This is a genomic window from Aquaticitalea lipolytica, assembly GCF_014641635.1.
In the GTDB taxonomy this organism is placed as follows: domain Bacteria; phylum Bacteroidota; class Bacteroidia; order Flavobacteriales; family Flavobacteriaceae; genus Aquaticitalea; species Aquaticitalea lipolytica.
Window position 1 is genome coordinate 1 of record NZ_BMIC01000004.1, and the last position, 16,367, is coordinate 16,367.

A 16,367-nucleotide genomic window follows, 5' to 3' on the forward strand; every position below is an offset into this window, starting at 1 on the left:
GTTCAATCTTTCCTGAAAAGTTTCAATTTGAAAATCATGAGGTTCGAACCGAAGATATCAATCCGATACTTCTTAAGATTGCTAGTGTTAATAAAGGCTTAAAGAGAAATAAAAAAAGGGACAAATCAAAAAAAGATGATTTGTCCCAGTTAGTACTCAAGGTGGGAATCGAACCCACACTCCGAAGAATCGGATTTTGAATCCGACGCGTCTACCAATTCCGCCACTTGAGCAAATTTGGACAGCAAAATTATAAAATAATTTACTACAAACAATCAAAAATAGTGGCTTTTATACTTTTGCAGTCCAAATAAATTCCTAAATTTGCACCTCGTTAAGCAAAACAGAAATTAATTCATTAAATAACAACCCATTAACAATGCCAAATGTAGTCACAGAAGCTAAGATTTTTGCTTGTTCTCAAAGTAGAGAATTAGCTGAGAAAATTGCAGCAACTTTCGGAGCTCCATTAGGTAATGTAATTACTTCAACATACAGCGATGGCGAATTTCAGCCATCTTATGAAGAATCAATAAGAGGAACTCGAATTTTTATTATTGGCTCTACTCATCCTGGTGCTGAAAATTTAATGGAAATGTTATTAATGATTGATGCCGCAAAACGCGCTTCAGCAAGGCATATTACTGCTGTTTTACCTTACTTTGGTTGGGCAAGACAAGACAGAAAAGATAAGCCTAGAGTACCTATTGCTGCTAAATTAGTAGCAAAAATGCTCGAAGCTGCAGGCGCAACTCGTATAATAACTATGGATTTGCATGCTGACCAAATTCAAGGGTTTTTTGAAAAACCAGTAGACCATTTATTTGCTTCAACTGTGTTTTTACCTTATTTAAAAGGATTAAACCTTGATAATTTAACTATTGCTTCGCCAGATATGGGAGGTTCCAAAAGAGCCTACGCATATTCAAAAGCACTAGAAAGCGATGTAGTAATTTGTTATAAGCAACGTGCTAAAGCTAATGTAATTTCTCATATGGAATTAATTGGTGACGTTACAGGAAAAAATGTAGTATTGGTTGATGATATGGTTGATACAGCTGGAACTTTAACAAAGGCTGCAGACCTAATGATGGAAAGAGGAGCGTTAAGTGTAAGAGCAATTTGTACTCATCCTATTTTATCTGGTAGCGCATACGAAAGGCTTGAAAACTCTAAGTTAGAAGAATTAATAGTAACCGATTCAATTCCTCTAAAACAAACAAGTAAAAAAATTAGAGTAATTAGCTGTGCTGATTTATTTGCAGAAGTAATGCATAATGTACATTACAACAAATCTATTAGTTCAAAATTTTTAATGTAAATTAATATTAATATAAACACAAACAATGAAATCAATTACAATCAATGGATCTCAAAGAGAAAGCGTGGGCAAAAAAGATACAAAAGCCTTACGTAATGCTGGTCAGGTTCCTTGCGTATTATACGGAGGAGACAAACCAGTGCATTTCTCTGCACCAGAATTGGCTTTCTCTAAACTTGTATACACGCCTAATGCGCATACAGTTGTGATTGCCATAGAAAACGGAAAATCTTACAATGCAATTATGCAAGATATTCAGTTTCACCCAGTAACAGACAGAATCTTGCACATAGATTTTTATCAGTTATTTGAAGACAAAGAAATCACTATGGAAATTCCAGTACACGTTATTGGAACATCTAGAGGTGTATTAAATGGAGGTGTTCTTCGTAAGAACAAGCGTAAATTAAGAATTAAAGCTTTACCAGCTAATTTACCTGATTATGTTGAGGCAGATATTACACCTTTAAAAATTGGAAGTAAATTATATATTACAGCTTTAGCTAATCCTGATTATAAATTCTTACATCCAGATAACACTGTAGTATGTCAAGTTAGACGTTCTAGAGCTAGTGTTGCTGAATTTGAAGAAGAAGAGGAAGAAGCAGCAGCTGAGGCAGCAGCAGAAGCAGCAGCTGATGGAACTGCAACAGAAGCAACTTCTGAAGGTCAAGAATAAATCAATTTGTTTTGATATATCAAAAAGCATTCTGTTAATTCAGGATGCTTTTTTTATTTTTACAAAAAAGATAAATGTGTAGATTTTTACTTAATCTATTTAAATCAAATAAACCTTCAATTGTAATTGAAGAAGACTCTATGAAAAAATATTTAATCGTCGGACTAGGAAATATTGGTAATGAGTATACAAATACTAGGCATAATATAGGGTTTAAAGTTCTAGACTTTTTAGCCTCTAAAGAATCATTAATTTTTGAAACTCAAAAATTAGGAGACGTAACAGTTTATAAGTTTAAAGGTCGTCAATTTATATTGCTTAAGCCAAGTACGTATATGAATTTAAGTGGCAAATCTGTTTTATATTGGCTTACAAAAGAAAATATTCCAATGGAAAATTTATTGATAATTACTGACGATTTAAATCTCCCTTTTGGAAGTATAAGACTAAAAACTAAAGGAAGTGATGGAGGTCATAATGGTTTAAAAGATATTCAAGATAAACTACAAACTACAAATTATAATCGCTTTAGATTTGGCATAAGTGATGCTTTTTCAAAAGGCAGACAAGTGGATTATGTTTTAGGTGAATGGAGCGATGAAGAAAATGAAAAACTATCAGAACGCCTTGAAAAATCTGTAGAACTTATTAAATCTTTTGGTACTGCAGGTGTTAATATAACTATGAATACTTTTAATGGAACATAAAAAAAGGGAGCTAAAATTTAGCTCCCTTTTTATTTATAATATCTAATTATTATTTTATAATAATCTTTTTGGTTTCTGTTCTTAATCCATCAGTAACATTAATTATATACATTCCTGATTGAACATCACCTAATCTAATTACTTGATTAAAGTTTCCATTATTAGTATAACGATTATTAAATACTTTTCTACCTCTTATATCATATACATTAATTCTAATATCATCTCCAGAGTTAGAATTTAGCTTAACCGTAAACTCTCCGTTGTTTGGATTAGGGAAAATTGAGAAAGCAGAAAACTCATTCTCTTCAACACCTAAAGATCCTTGCACACATAAATCAAGTCTAAACTCATTTATTGAACCTCCATCTAAATTAAAATTATCTCTTACTGTTAATGTCCAATTTCCAGCAGACATTTCTCCATTTATTGTAGATAAGTTTCCTTCTGGTCTAAATGTTCCTGTATAAGGAGGAGACCCAGCAGTAATCAATGTAGCAGCACTTTGGTCGAAAAGAGTATTAGTAAAATTATCACCACTTCCTCCATTCCCTGAAGACAAGTCAACAACTGTTCCATTAGGACTAGTTAAAGAAATATCTAAATCTGAAACATATGTATGAGGTATATTAATTCTTACGTTTACGTCTGTAACAGGAAAGTTTGGTGCAATGTTAATTACAGATGTATAGGTATTAGCTCCTGAAGGTGAAATTGCTATTGGAGTATCTGTAGCTGTATAAGATGCACAAGTAACATTCTCGGTTGTAAAACTAAATACACTAGATGCTGCTGCAGTTGCACAAGTATTAGAAGCTGTTACTCTCCAATAATATTGGGTATTTGCAGATAGTGATGTTGTATATGTGGTGTTTGTTACTGTAGCTGAATTAACAATATTAGTAAAAGCTGCGTCTGTAGCAACCTCTACTAAATAGTTTTGAGCATTTGCAACTGAGTTCCATGTTAAATTCCCAGCAGCTGGTACATTTGTTGCGCCATTTGCAGGAGTAGCTAAAGTCGCTGCAGCTAATGAATTACTAAACACATTTAAAGTTACATTTGTTGTTTTTGTTGTTGATGTAGCCGTCCCTACTGCTGTAATTGTATAATTACCTGGAGCTACAGAACCAATATTAGAAACCGTCATAGTAACTGGAGTCCCATCTGCTGAAGCAGATGTTGGTGAAAACGTTACGTTTGCACCTGCAGGAACATTAGTTGCTGAGAATGTTGTTGTTTCAGAAAACCCATTATATGCATTATATGTAAAATTATAAACTGCATTATTTGGTTGACAAACAGTAACATTAGAAGATGCAAAATTCATCAAAAATTCAGTTGTTTGAATTTGAAAGTTTGAGCTATTTGCTGCAAAAAAGATATTATTAGCTCCTTCAACAATAATACGTGCTTGTGAAGTTACATTGTTTGGTACTGTAACATTATAAGATCCATTATTAGGAACATTAGATGCTAAAACTATTGGAAAGGTTAATCCACCATCTGTTGATAATAATATATTAACATTTGCTGTATTTACTGGAGCAACATTTGTATTTGCAACATTCCAAGTCACTGTTTGAGATGAGCCTACAAACCAAATCACATTAGATGTTTGTGATGTTACAGTAAAGGGTCCTGATGCTCCATCAACTGTAATTCGCATCAAATCAAAACTAGTCTGACCGTTCAATCCAGTTGCAGTAGGTTGTCTATCCCTAACTGTTAAAGCCCAATTCATAGTTCTTGCAACACTAGGAACAGTTTCCCAAGCCGAATTAATCGTTGGGTTTGTTTGTGTTAGTTGCCCTGCAATTACTCTACTCAATCTTGGAATATATCTGTTTGGAGAAGTTGTTGGAGGTAAAGATCTATTCATTGATCCAGATGTAAGGGTTGGTCCAAAATTAGTATTTGTTACATTTCCTGAATCTGTTTGCTCCCAACAATACCTAAGTACATCACCAGCATTGGCGTCTGTGGCAGAACCTCTTAATACATATGCCGTCCCTCTTGGAATAACATAATCACTTCCAGCGTTTGCAACAGGAGGGCTATTTGTAATTACTCCTGGCGAATTACTTTGCCAACAAGTTCTTGTAACTAATCTATTTAAGATTTGATTTATACTATGATAATGAAAATACGGATCACTATGTTGTTGAACGTTATTCGCTCCTGTAATACCTGCGTAAGCCATTATTGTAGAACCACTTCCAGGCTCAGCATTCACTCCAGTACCTTCTGTATTAAAAGCAAATGTATGATTGGCACCCATTTGGTGACCTATCTCATGAGCTACATAGTCAATATCAAAATTATCACCTGCAGGAATACCGTCAGCAGGTGAAGTAATACCAGCTCCTTTATTTAAATCTGTAGTAGAAGCAGTATCATCAACACAAACACAACCAATACATCCTGCATTCCCACCACCTCCAGAGGCGCCAAACATATGTCCAATATCATAAAATGCATTCCCAATAACATTAGTTAACGTATTTTGAAGCTGTAAATTCCAGTCACCTAGGTTTGTTGAATAGGGGTCTGTATTAGCATTTGTATAGATAACATTTGTAGTTTGAGCAATAACAATAAAAGTTACTGCCATATCAGTTTCAAATGTTTCATTAACTCTAGTTATAGATGCATTTATAGCTGCTAAAGCTCCAGGAACAGTTCCTCCATGGTATGTTGTATATTCCCCATTTGTAGATACTACTAATCTAAACTTACGCAATGTTTGATCATTTGCATCTCTATTAAGTAATGAAGAGTCTAAATTTGACTCTTTAGAAAACTCATCAATTGTGGCGCAATGAAAATCTTCAGTATAATTATCTCCTCTAACTAATCTATTATATACAATATAATTTTGAGGGTCTCCATTTACTGGTTGCATAAACACAGTTGGTTTATCTAAATAGCTTATCATAGTTTGTACTCCGCTTGGAGAAACACTCATACGTAATCTTGTACCAGAATCATTAACTCCAACATAGGATTTAATGTCTGGAAATTGTGCTGAAAGTTCTGCATCAAAAACTGGTGCTTCCAACATTCTAAATGTTTCTAAAACACCTTCTTCATTAGGAACATTAATAAATGTTGTAGATACTTGATTACTTTCTCTTAAAGGCGCATTAACTAATGCTTGCCTAAATGCTTCGAAGTCTAATTGAAATACTTCGTAGTGTTTTTCATTCAATTCACTAATCGGTATTGTATTCAAACTTCCATTTGAGGTGCTTTTTTGCCAAAATTTTGTCTGACCGAAAACAGAAAATCCAATTAATAAAACTGCTAATGTAAAAACATAATGTAGTTTTGTTTTCATAATATTACTTTTGTTAATTATATAAGCTATAAAATTAAGTTTTTTTTAGTAAAAACTAGCTAGACTTCAATTTTTTATGAAAAAAAATATCAACTTCACAAACTATAATAACAGTAACGCTACTATTGTCACTATTGGCACTTTTGATGGTGTTCATATTGGGCATCAAAAAATTATTAAAAGATTAGTTGATATTGCTCATAAAAAACATTTAAACTCTGTTGTGCTTACTTTTTTCCCGCACCCAAGAATGGTGTTGCAAAACAATAATGATATTAAGCTTTTAAACACTATTGAAGAACGTGAAACAATTTTATCTGATTTAGGCTTAGACTATTTAGTTGTTAAAACGTTTACTAAAAAATTTGCAAATCTTTCAGCCGAAGAATTTGTTAAAAATATACTAGTTGATAAATTAAATGCTAAACACATTATAATAGGCTATGACCATCGTTTTGGTAAAGGCAGAAGTGCAAATATTGATGATTTAAAGAGTTTTGGAAAGCAGTATGATTTTGAAGTTGAAGAAATATCTGTTCAAGACATTGAAGATGTTTCTGTAAGCTCTACCAAAATACGAATTGCGCTTAATGATGGAGATATATTAACCGCCAACACTTATTTAGGGTATAGTTTTTATATCACAGGTAAAGTAGTTAAAGGCAAAGGATTAGGTAGAAAAATAGGATTCCCGACAGCTAACTTAGAGATAGCTGAAGATTATAAACTTATACCAAAAAATGGCGTTTATGTGATTAAAACATCAATTGAAAACAAGTTAGTTTATGGCATGATGAACATAGGCATGAACCCAACTGTTAATGGAACAAAGAAAACTATTGAAGCTCATTTTTTTAATTTCAATAATGATATTTATAATCAAACATTAAAAATAGAATTCGTAGCTAGACTTCGTGATGAGCAAAAATTTGAATCTGTTGAGTTACTTAAAAAACAACTAAAGCTTGATGAAAAAAATGCAAAAGTTTTTATTTAAACATATAGACAATAGTGCTTTAATTGTTTTTAGAATCATTTTTGGGCTACTAATTTTTTTAGAAAGTGTTGGCGCAATTTTTACTGGTTGGGTAAAAAGAACTCTTATTGAGCCTCAATTTACCTTCTCTTTTATTGGTTTTGAATGGTTGCAACCACTTCCTGGAAATTGGATGTATGCTTTTTATGCTATTATGGGTCTTTTTGGACTTATGGTAATGATTGGTTACAAGTACAGAATAAGTATGATTGCATTTACGCTTATGTGGTCAGCAACATATTTTATGCAAAAAACCTCTTACAACAATCATTACTATTTATTAATGCTATTGAGTGCTATTATGGTATGTATGCCTGCAAACAAATATGCATCCATAGACGCAAAACAAAATCCAAGTATTGAAAGTGTTTCTATGCCTCAGTGGTGCAGAGTTGTATTTATTTTACAAATGTTTATTGTTTACACATATGCTTCAATAGCTAAGTTATATCCAGATTGGCTAGACACTTCTGTTGTTGAATTATTAATGGAAAGCAAAAAAGGATACCCTTTGGTTGGTGAATTTCTTCAGATAAAGTCAGTTCATTATTTCATTGCTTATGGTGGCATTTTATTTGATGGTTTAATAATTCCTTTATTATTATGGAAACCAACAAGAAAATGGGCTTTTTTCGCTTCTATTTTCTTTCATTTGTTCAACTCAATTGTCTTTCAAATTGGAATTTTCCCTTTTCTATCTTTAGCATTTGCACTTTTCTTTTTTGAACCAAAAACAATTCAACAATTGTTTTTAAAAAAGAAACCATTTTACTCTGAGGCTGAAATTATAGTACCAAAATATAAAACGGCATTTCTAACTGTTTTCATAACTTATTTTGTGATTCAAATTGGATTACCTTTACGTCATTGGTTTATTAAAGATGATGTATTATGGACCGAAGAAGGGCATCGTTTGTCGTGGCGAATGATGTTAAGAGCTAAAAGTGGTTATACTTATTTTAGAGTTGTTGACACAAAAACAAATGTTGAAATTCCAATAAAACTAGAAGATTACTTAACAAAAAAACAAGTAAGAACTATCTCAACTAAGCCTGATGTAATTTGGCAGTTTGCACAGTATTTAAAGAGATCATTTGCCAAAAAAGGAATGGATGTAAAAGTATACGCAAATACAACAATAAAGGTAAATAATGGCGAACTCAAACCACTTATTAATTCTGAGGTAGACCTAGCAAATACCAAATGGAATGCTTTTAAACATAACGATTGGATTTTACCTTCAAAATAGCACCATATTTTGTTTCGCTCGTTATAAAAACTTATTACTTTTGCTTTTCAAATTAAAATTATGCTACAAGTACCATTTATTAGAGAAAACAAAGACGCAGTAATCAAAGGATTAGCAAAGAGAAACATTGATGCTACTCAAATGATTAATGATGTTATTGATTTAGATGAAGACAGAAGGGGTTTACAAACTCAATTAGACAATATCTTAGCAGAATCTAATAGTTTATCCAAAGAGATAGGCAACTTGTATAAATCTGGCGAAACTCAAAAGGCCAATATTCTAAAAGAAAAAACGAGTCAGCTTAAAGAAGATTCAAAAGCACTTAATGAGCAGCTTAATGAAAAAGCAGAAGCATTAAACCAATTGTTATATAAAATTCCTAACGTTCCAAACACATTAGTGCCTTCAGGAAATAGTGAAGATGATAATGAAGAAGTTTTTAGAAAAGGTGATATTCCTGTATTACATAAAGATGCAATTCCGCATTGGGAGTTAGCTAAAAAATATGATATTATCGATTTTGAGCTTGGTAACAAAATTACTGGAGCTGGCTTCCCTGTTTACAAAGGAAAAGGAGCTCGCTTACAGCGTGCTCTAATAGCTTACTTTTTAGATAAAAATACAGCTGCAGGTTACACAGAATATCAGTTACCTCATTTAGTAAATGAAGCTTCAGGTTTTGGAACTGGACAATTACCTGATAAAGAAGGGCAAATGTATCATGTTACTGAAGATAATTTATACTTAATACCAACTGCCGAAGTACCAGGAACCAATATTTTTAGAGACGAATTACTTAATGAAAGTGATTTACCTATAGGTATAACTGGATACACACCTTGCTTTAGACGTGAAGCTGGAAGTTATGGTGCACATGTAAGAGGTTTAAATCGTTTACATCAGTTTGATAAAGTTGAAATATTACGTGTTGAGCATCCTTCTCGTTCTTATAAAGCATTAGACGAAATGGTTGAACATGTAAAAATGATTCTTGATGAACTTAAATTACCTTACAGAATCTTACGTTTGTGTGGTGGTGATTTAGGATTTACATCTGCATTAACTTACGATTTTGAAGTGTTCTCAACTGCACAAGACCGTTGGTTAGAAATTTCATCTGTATCAAATTTTGAAACATTTCAAGCAAATCGCTTAAAGCTACGTTTTAAAAATAGCGATGGTAAAAATGAGTTAGCTCATACACTTAATGGCAGTTCATTAGCACTACCAAGAGTTCTTGCAGGTATTTTAGAAAACTATCAAACTGAAGATGGTATTAAAATTCCTGATGTTTTAGTGCCATATACAGGGTTTGAAAAAATATAATTTGTAAGAATTTTCATTTGATTATCTGTTGAAATGCAAAAAAAAGGTGTCGTTTAACGATTTTTTGCTGTTTTCTTTTGATTTTTAGTAAATATTTTTGAAGTTAGTATTCTCATAAATAATCAACCTACTTATGAAAAATATTATGCGAATCGTTTTACTAGTATCATTAGTCATTTTGGTTAGTAAAATTTTATTTTAACGTTACAGGCATTTAGTGCTACGATAATAAAAAATGCCAAATCAGGATAATTGAATCATTTTTAAAAAAATAATGATTAATAGCACATTTATTTTGCTTGGTAATGCCCAAACTTTTGTTTGGGCATTTTTTTATAATAACATTCACAATAAGAGTTATAGCATTTGTTATATTTACATAAACTTAGTTTTATGAAATGCCGACAACCACATATTTGGATGCCAAAAAAGATAATTTAGGCATTGCATCTGACCGATAAAAAAGCAAATAAATGTTAACAGATGAATAAGATTTTTCTTTTTATAGCACTATTATTTAGCTCGATGTTATTTTCACAAGATGAAGATCAACAAAGTGCTGATTCTTATTTTAAAGATGGTGAGTTTGAAAAAGCATTAATAATTTATCAAAAACTATACGACCAAAATGCCAATAGCAGTAAGTACTTATTTCAGCTTATAAAAACACAACAACAATTAGAACAATACGAAATAGTTAGAAAAACTCTTCTTCAAAAAGTTGAACGCATTAAAAACCCTGTTTATTTAATAGAATTAGGTTACAATTATCAACTAATGGATAGCACCCAACTTGCTGAAAAATATTATAATGAAGCTATTCTAAAAGTTGACGAAAACCCAAGTTTTGCCTACATGATAGCGTCTCAGTTTGAAGACCATTCGTTATTAGACAACGCCATTACTACCTACAAAAAAGCAGCAGAATTAAATCCTGAGTTTAATTTTAATATTCAGTTAGCTCGTATTTATGGTGAACAAGGTGACATTGAAAATATGTTCTCTAATTATATTGATTATATAGAAACAAAACCAGATTTTATAAATACTGCCAAAAGAGCTTTTAGCGATTTTGTTTCTGAAAACAAAGACAACGAAAACAACCTTATTTTAAAAAAATTATTACTAAAAAAAATTCAACTTCAACCAGATGAGTATTGGTATGATTTATTAAGCTGGTTGTTTAATCAAGAGAAAGAATTTGACAAAGCCTTTACTCAAGAAAAAGCATTGTATAAAAGAAATCCTGAAAGTTTAAGTAGAATTATTGAGCTTGCAGTTACTACTATTAACGAAAAACAATATAGTACTGCTCAAGAAATTTTTAATTACATATTAGAAAACACTCAGGATATAGAAACTAAACTCATTGCTCATCAATTTTTATTAGAAATTGAAACCACTTTAGCAACTGAAAAAGATTATGCTAATATTGATAAAAAATACAACGCGCTATTTAATCAATATGGGAAATATGAGCAAACAACAGGATTGCAATTAGCATATGGTGATTTTTTAGCATTTAACCTTAAAAAGCCTGAAGAAGCTAGTAATTTTATAAAACAAAGCCTAAAACTAAAATTACCTGCTTTTCAAGAAGCTACATTTAAATTAAAATTAGGCGATATTTTAGTCTTCCAAGAAAAATTTAATGAAGCCTTAATTTATTATACACAAATTCAAGCCAATTTAAAAAATAGCACAATCTCTCAAGAAGCTCGTTTTAAAGTCGCTAAAACCAGCTATTATAAAGGTGATTTTGATTGGGCAGAAACCCAACTTAAAATATTAAAATCTTCAACATCGCAGCTTATAGCAAATGATGCTCTAGACTTAAAGCTTTTAATTTCAGACAACAAATACAATGACTCTTTACATGTTGCTCTTAAACTATATGCTAAAGCTGACCTCATGGCATTTCAAAACAAAAACGACGAAGCTATTTCATTATTAGATAAAATATTAAAAGAACACAAAGGCGAAAGCATTGAAGATCAAGCACTATTTATGCAAGCACAGCTTTTTGAAATTAAAAAACAATACGATAAAGCCATTGTTAATTACCAAATGATTATTGCTAATTATAAAGATGATATTTTAGCTGATGATGCATATTACTTTTTAGGTGAATTATATAATAATATATTAGCAGAACCTGAAAAAGCGAAAGGCTTTTATGAACGTATTATTTTTGACCATAAAGACAGTATTTATTTTGTTGAGGCAAGAAAAAAATACAGAATGCTTCGTGGTGATGCCATAAATTAATTAACTAATGATAGCTGAAACCAACCGACTAATCATATCTAAAATTACTTTAGATGATGCAGCTTTCTTTTTGGAACTTGTAAACACTCCTAATTTTATAAAGTATATTGGAGATAGAAATCTTAAAACAGTTGAAGATGCAAAAACGTATCTAAAAAATGGAACTCTAAAAAGCTATGAAGACTTTGGGTTTGGGTTTTATAAACTCTTACTAAAGGAAGAAAACAATAAAGCCATAGGAACTTGTGGTCTTGTAAAAAGAGAACAATTAGACAATGTAGATATTGGTTTTGCAATGCTACCTAATTATGAAGGAAAAGGGTTTGGGTATGAATCTTGTATTGCTGTTTTAAAATTAGCTAAAGAGCAATTTAAATTAAATAAAGTTTTAGCCATTACCTTACCAACAAATAATAATTCTATTAAACTATTAGAAAAAATAGGCTTATCTTATGAAAAAAGGGTAAAACCTTTTGAAGATGATGAAGAACTCCTGTTATTTGCAAAAAACTTAAACACATGATTATATACAATGTTACTTCAAATATAGATGAGAGCGTACATGAGCAATGGTTAGTATGGATAAAAGAACATATTCCTCATGTACTTGCAACTGGCTGTTTTATTGAAGCCAAACTAACTCGTGTGCTTGTTGAAGAAGATTTAGGAGGTGCAACTTACTCTGTTCAATACAGAGCAAATTCACGTGAAGATTTAGAGCGTTATTATAACACTTATGCAGATGCTTTACGTCAAGAAGCATTTAAACGTTTTGCTGACAAAGTATTGGCTTTCAGAACCGAGTTGGAAGTTATTGATGAATATTCGGTAACAATAAACTAAACATGACTGTAAAAGCAAAAAAACATTTAGGGCAACACTTCTTAAACGATGAATCCATTGCAGAAAAAATTGCAGACTCACTATCGCTTAAAGGCTACAACCATGTCTTAGAAATTGGTCCTGGAATGGGAGTTTTAACTAAATACTTGCTCAAAAAAAAAACGACAACTCATGTTATTGAGATTGACAGCGAATCGGTTGAATATCTTCAGGCAAACTACCTCAACCTTGCTGATAGAATTATTGAAAAGGATTTTTTAAAATACGATTTAAACGAAGTTTTTAATGGCGAGTCTTTTGCTATAATAGGTAATTTCCCGTATAATATTTCGTCTCAAATACTTTTTAAAACATTAGAAATGCGCAATCAAATTCCTGAGTTTTCAGGAATGTTTCAAAAAGAAGTTGCCTTGCGCATTTGTTCTAAAGAAGGTAGTAAAGTATATGGCATATTGTCGGTATTAACACAAGCATTTTATGATGCTGAGTATTTGTTTACTGTGCCACCAAATGTTTTTAATCCACCTCCAAAAGTAGATTCTGGAGTTTTACTTCTTACTAGAAAAGAAAATTACACACTACCATGTGATGAATCTTTATTTTTCAGAGTGGTTAAAACAGGGTTTCAACAACGAAGAAAAACACTTCGTAACAGTTTAAAAACATTCAATTTATCAGATAATTTAAAAGCAAATGTTATCTTTGACAAACGTCCTGAACAATTATCAGTCAAAGAATTTATTACACTTACACAATTAATTGAAAAGGATGCCTAACCATAAAATTATATCGTAGTTGGCTGAAGAAAAAGAAAACATACAATTTGAATTAACAGACGAACTTATTGAGAGAGTAGAGTTGCTTATCGAACAAAAAAACGATAAAGAGCTTCGCAAACTCCTTAATGAGTTTCACTATGCTGATATTGCCGAAATTCTTGATGAAGTCGATCTAGAAGAGGCAATGTATGTTATCAAATTGCTGGATTCTGAAACCACGTCTGATGTGTTGATGGAACTCGATGAAGACAATCGAGAAAAAGTACTGCGTAATCTTTCAGCAAAAGAAATTGCCGAAGAAATTGAAGAACTAGATACCGATGATGCTGCCGATATTATTGCCGAATTACCAGAAAATCGTCAACAAGAAGTTATCTCTCAAATTGAAGACGAAGAACATAAGGCCGAAATTACTGAGCTTTTAGCTTACGACGAAGATACAGCTGGTGGACTCATGGCAAAAGAGCTTGTAAAGGTTTACGAAACCTGGACAGTGGCTGGTTGTTTACGACGCATTAGAGGTCAAGCTAAAGATGTTACAAGAGTTCACTCTATTTATGTAGTAAACAAACAAAATAAACTTATTGGTCGTTTATCATTAAAAGATTTAATCGTAGCTAAAAGTGACGAAAAAATTGCAGATATATACATTACTAGTGTTGATTATGTATATGTAGATGAAGATGTTGAAGACGTAGCAAAAGTAATGTCTAAATACGATTTGGAAGCCATTCCTGTAGTCGATGAAAATATGACATTATTAGGTCGTATTACCATTGATGATATCGTCGATGTATTAAAAGAAGAAGCCGATAAAGACTACCAATTAGCAGCAGGTATTACTAGCGATGTAGAAGCCGATGATAGTATTTGGGAACTCACTAAAGCACGATTACCTTGGTTACTTATAGGTATGTTTGGAGGTATAGGAGCTGCAAGTATCATTAATGGATTTAGTGATGCCATGCTTAAGTTTCCAGCCTTATTAATGTTTATTCCACTCATTCAAGCAACAGCAGGTAATGTAGGTGTACAATCATCAGCAATTGTTGTTCAAGGTTTAGCAAACGATACTATAGATGGTAATATATTAAACAGACTCCTCAAAGAATTTATGTTAGGTTTAGTTAATGGTCTTGCTATTGCATGTGTAGTTTTAGTAATAAGTCATTTCGCATTCAACACAACATATCACGAATCTTTAACCATCTGTATTGCTCTTATTGCAGTTATTATTATGGCAGCATTAATAGGCACGTTTATCCCAATATTTTTAGATAAAAGAGGCATCGATGCAGCAGTCGCTACAGGACCATTTATTACCACAAGTAATGATGTTTTTGGCATCTTAATGTACTTTATGATTGCAAAATTTATTTTAGGTTTTTAAGTTTTAATGGCGTTACCTTTCAGGTCGTGCTATCCATTACAATCTTTTTGCTCGAAACTCTCAAAAAGGATTTCCATTGCTATCACTAACGCAAAACTTCGTAAATTTACAAGATGAAAACAATCAATATCAAAGACAAATTCTCAAAATTTGATAAAAATTGGCATCCACATCAAATTGCTTTAGTCGATAATATGCAAGTTATTTTAGCAAAGCTAAAAGGCGAGTTTGTGTGGCATAGTCACGACAATGAAGATGAACTTTTTCAGGTTGTAAAAGGTACATTATATATGCAATTTCGTGATCGAACAGAAATTGTTAATGAAGGCGAAATTATTGTAGTTCCAAAAGGTGTTGAGCATAATCCTATGACAAAAAATAACGAAGAAGTACATGTGTTACTTTTCGAAAAACTAACAACTGCTCATACTGGTAATGTACAACACGAAAAAACTCAAACACATTATCCAAAAATATAAATGAAAATTCTTCATCTAGATACTAATCATCAATTACTCATTAGCCAATTAAACGATTTAGGCTTTGTTAATGACGAAGATTACACCTCATCAAAAGATGCCATCGAAAAAAAAATTCAAAATTACGATGGTATTATTATTAGAAGTCGATTTAGTATAGACAAAACATTTCTAGATGCGGCAACCAATTTAAAATTTATAGGACGCGTAGGTGCAGGATTAGAAAACATAGATTGCGATTATGCCACTAAAAAAGGTATAACACTCATTGCAGCTCCAGAAGGCAACAGAAATGCAGTAGGCGAACACGCTTTAGGAATGTTGCTGTCATTATTCAACAAACTCAATAAAGCAGATAGAGAAATCAGAAACGGACTTTGGCAACGTGAAGCCAATAGAGGTGTTGAGCTCGACGGTAAAACCATTGGTCTAATTGGTTATGGCAATATGGGAAAAGCCTTTGCAAAAAAATTGCTTGGTTTTAATGTAGAAGTACTTTGTTATGACATAAAAGAATATGTTGGAGATAAAAATGCCAAACAAGTCACGCTTAAAGAACTGCAAGAACAAGCAGATGTTTTAAGCATACACACACCACAAACACCACAAACTGTAGGAATGATAAACACGGCGTTTATCAATCAATTTAAAAAATCATTTTGGTTTATTAATACTGCTAGAGGCAAAAGCGTTGTTACTAAAGATTTGGTTGCTGCATTACAATCAGGTAAAATATTAGGTGCTGGTTTAGATGTTTTGGAGTATGAAAAGTCATCGTTTGAAGATATGTTTTCATCTCAAATGCCTGAAGCATTTCAATACTTAATAAAAGCAGAAAATGTATTACTCACACCTCATGTTGCAGGTTGGACCATTGAAAGCAAAGAAAAATTAGCACAAACTATTGTAGATAAAATAAAGGCTAAATTTTGTTAACTTTATAACTA

At 32.0% G+C, this 16,367-nt stretch carries 14 protein-coding genes and 1 tRNA gene; 13 read left to right on the plus strand and 2 right to left on the minus strand.

What is annotated here, in order from left to right:
- Positions 1-153: 153 nt before the first annotated feature.
- Positions 154-233: transfer RNA gene (locus IEW41_RS10290), tRNA-Leu, on the minus strand.
- Positions 234-379: 146 nt separating this feature from the next.
- Here IEW41_RS10290 and IEW41_RS10295 point away from each other — a divergent pair.
- The 3 genes from IEW41_RS10295 (at position 380) to pth (ending at position 2,707) form a co-directional block, all read left to right on the plus strand.
- Entirely contained in the window at positions 380-1,321 is a 942-nt protein-coding gene (locus IEW41_RS10295; RefSeq protein ID WP_188606281.1) for a ribose-phosphate pyrophosphokinase, read from the plus strand.
- Positions 1,322-1,346: 25 nt separating this feature from the next.
- Positions 1,347-2,000: a 50S ribosomal protein L25/general stress protein Ctc gene (locus tag IEW41_RS10300; protein WP_188606282.1), complete on the plus strand. Its 654-nt coding sequence runs from the start codon at positions 1,347-1,349 to the stop codon at positions 1,998-2,000.
- Positions 2,001-2,074: 74 nt separating this feature from the next.
- Positions 2,075-2,707, plus strand: a complete 633-nt coding sequence (pth, locus tag IEW41_RS10305) for an aminoacyl-tRNA hydrolase (protein ID WP_188606283.1) — start codon at positions 2,075-2,077, stop codon at positions 2,705-2,707.
- A 49-nt stretch (positions 2,708-2,756) separates the two neighbouring features.
- Here the strand turns inward: pth and IEW41_RS10310 are convergent, their stop codons facing one another.
- Positions 2,757-6,047 (minus strand): zinc-dependent metalloprotease, encoded by a 3,291-nt coding sequence (locus IEW41_RS10310; RefSeq protein WP_188606284.1) that lies wholly within the window; start codon positions 6,045-6,047, stop codon positions 2,757-2,759.
- A gap of 76 nt (positions 6,048-6,123) precedes the next feature.
- Here IEW41_RS10310 and IEW41_RS10315 point away from each other — a divergent pair, with 76 nt between their 5' ends.
- The 10 genes from IEW41_RS10315 (at position 6,124) to IEW41_RS10360 (ending at position 16,356) form a co-directional block, all read left to right on the plus strand.
- Positions 6,124-7,044 (plus strand): bifunctional riboflavin kinase/FAD synthetase, encoded by a 921-nt coding sequence (locus IEW41_RS10315; RefSeq protein ID WP_188606285.1) that lies wholly within the window; start codon positions 6,124-6,126, stop codon positions 7,042-7,044.
- On the plus strand, positions 7,025-8,332 hold the full coding sequence (locus tag IEW41_RS10320; protein WP_188606286.1) for an HTTM domain-containing protein: 1,308 nt from the start codon (positions 7,025-7,027) through the stop codon (positions 8,330-8,332). The genes IEW41_RS10315 and IEW41_RS10320 overlap by 20 nt, the downstream gene beginning before the upstream one ends.
- Positions 8,333-8,392: 60 nt before the next feature.
- Entirely contained in the window at positions 8,393-9,661 is a 1,269-nt protein-coding gene (serS, locus tag IEW41_RS10325) for a serine--tRNA ligase (protein ID WP_188606287.1), read from the plus strand.
- A gap of 483 nt (positions 9,662-10,144) precedes the next feature.
- Positions 10,145-11,929 (plus strand): tetratricopeptide repeat protein, encoded by a 1,785-nt coding sequence (locus IEW41_RS10330; protein ID WP_188606288.1) that lies wholly within the window; start codon positions 10,145-10,147, stop codon positions 11,927-11,929.
- Between the two features lie 7 nt (positions 11,930-11,936).
- Positions 11,937-12,452 carry a GNAT family N-acetyltransferase gene (locus IEW41_RS10335; RefSeq protein ID WP_188606289.1) on the plus strand — a complete coding sequence of 172 codons (516 nt, stop codon included), beginning with the start codon at positions 11,937-11,939 and terminating at the stop codon, positions 12,450-12,452.
- Complete coding sequence (locus IEW41_RS10340; protein ID WP_188606290.1) at positions 12,449-12,772, plus strand: DUF4286 family protein; 324 nt, start codon at positions 12,449-12,451, stop codon at positions 12,770-12,772. The genes IEW41_RS10335 and IEW41_RS10340 overlap by 4 nt, the downstream gene beginning before the upstream one ends.
- Before the next feature lie 2 nt (positions 12,773-12,774).
- Complete coding sequence (rsmA, locus tag IEW41_RS10345) at positions 12,775-13,548, plus strand: 16S rRNA (adenine(1518)-N(6)/adenine(1519)-N(6))-dimethyltransferase RsmA (RefSeq protein WP_188606291.1); 774 nt, start codon at positions 12,775-12,777, stop codon at positions 13,546-13,548.
- A gap of 19 nt (positions 13,549-13,567) precedes the next feature.
- Positions 13,568-14,941, plus strand: a complete 1,374-nt coding sequence (gene mgtE / locus IEW41_RS10350; RefSeq protein ID WP_188606292.1) for a magnesium transporter — start codon at positions 13,568-13,570, stop codon at positions 14,939-14,941.
- A gap of 113 nt (positions 14,942-15,054) precedes the next feature.
- Complete coding sequence (locus IEW41_RS10355) at positions 15,055-15,420, plus strand: cupin domain-containing protein (RefSeq protein ID WP_188606293.1); 366 nt, start codon at positions 15,055-15,057, stop codon at positions 15,418-15,420.
- A complete protein-coding gene (locus tag IEW41_RS10360; RefSeq protein WP_188606294.1) occupies positions 15,421-16,356 on the plus strand; it encodes a 2-hydroxyacid dehydrogenase in 936 nt (311 codons plus the stop codon).
- The last annotated feature ends 11 nt before the right edge of the window (positions 16,357-16,367 follow it).

Coding starts and splice junctions, on each gene's coding strand:
- IEW41_RS10300 (WP_188606282.1), top strand. CDS start 1,347: ATGAAATCAATTACAATCAATGGATCTCAAAGAGAAAGCGTGGGCAAA.
- pth (WP_188606283.1), top strand. CDS start 2,075: ATGTGTAGATTTTTACTTAATCTATTTAAATCAAATAAACCTTCAATT.
- IEW41_RS10355 (WP_188606293.1), top strand. CDS start 15,055: ATGAAAACAATCAATATCAAAGACAAATTCTCAAAATTTGATAAAAAT.
- IEW41_RS10340 (WP_188606290.1), top strand. CDS start 12,449: ATGATTATATACAATGTTACTTCAAATATAGATGAGAGCGTACATGAG.
- IEW41_RS10315 (WP_188606285.1), top strand. CDS start 6,124: ATGAAAAAAAATATCAACTTCACAAACTATAATAACAGTAACGCTACT.
- IEW41_RS10330 (WP_188606288.1), top strand. CDS start 10,145: ATGAATAAGATTTTTCTTTTTATAGCACTATTATTTAGCTCGATGTTA.
- IEW41_RS10310 (WP_188606284.1), bottom strand. CDS start 6,047: ATGAAAACAAAACTACATTATGTTTTTACATTAGCAGTTTTATTAATT.
- IEW41_RS10335 (WP_188606289.1), top strand. CDS start 11,937: ATGATAGCTGAAACCAACCGACTAATCATATCTAAAATTACTTTAGAT.
- rsmA (WP_188606291.1), top strand. CDS start 12,775: ATGACTGTAAAAGCAAAAAAACATTTAGGGCAACACTTCTTAAACGAT.
- IEW41_RS10295 (WP_188606281.1), top strand. CDS start 380: ATGCCAAATGTAGTCACAGAAGCTAAGATTTTTGCTTGTTCTCAAAGT.
- IEW41_RS10360 (WP_188606294.1), top strand. CDS start 15,421: ATGAAAATTCTTCATCTAGATACTAATCATCAATTACTCATTAGCCAA.
- serS (WP_188606287.1), top strand. CDS start 8,393: ATGCTACAAGTACCATTTATTAGAGAAAACAAAGACGCAGTAATCAAA.
- IEW41_RS10320 (WP_188606286.1), top strand. CDS start 7,025: ATGCAAAAGTTTTTATTTAAACATATAGACAATAGTGCTTTAATTGTT.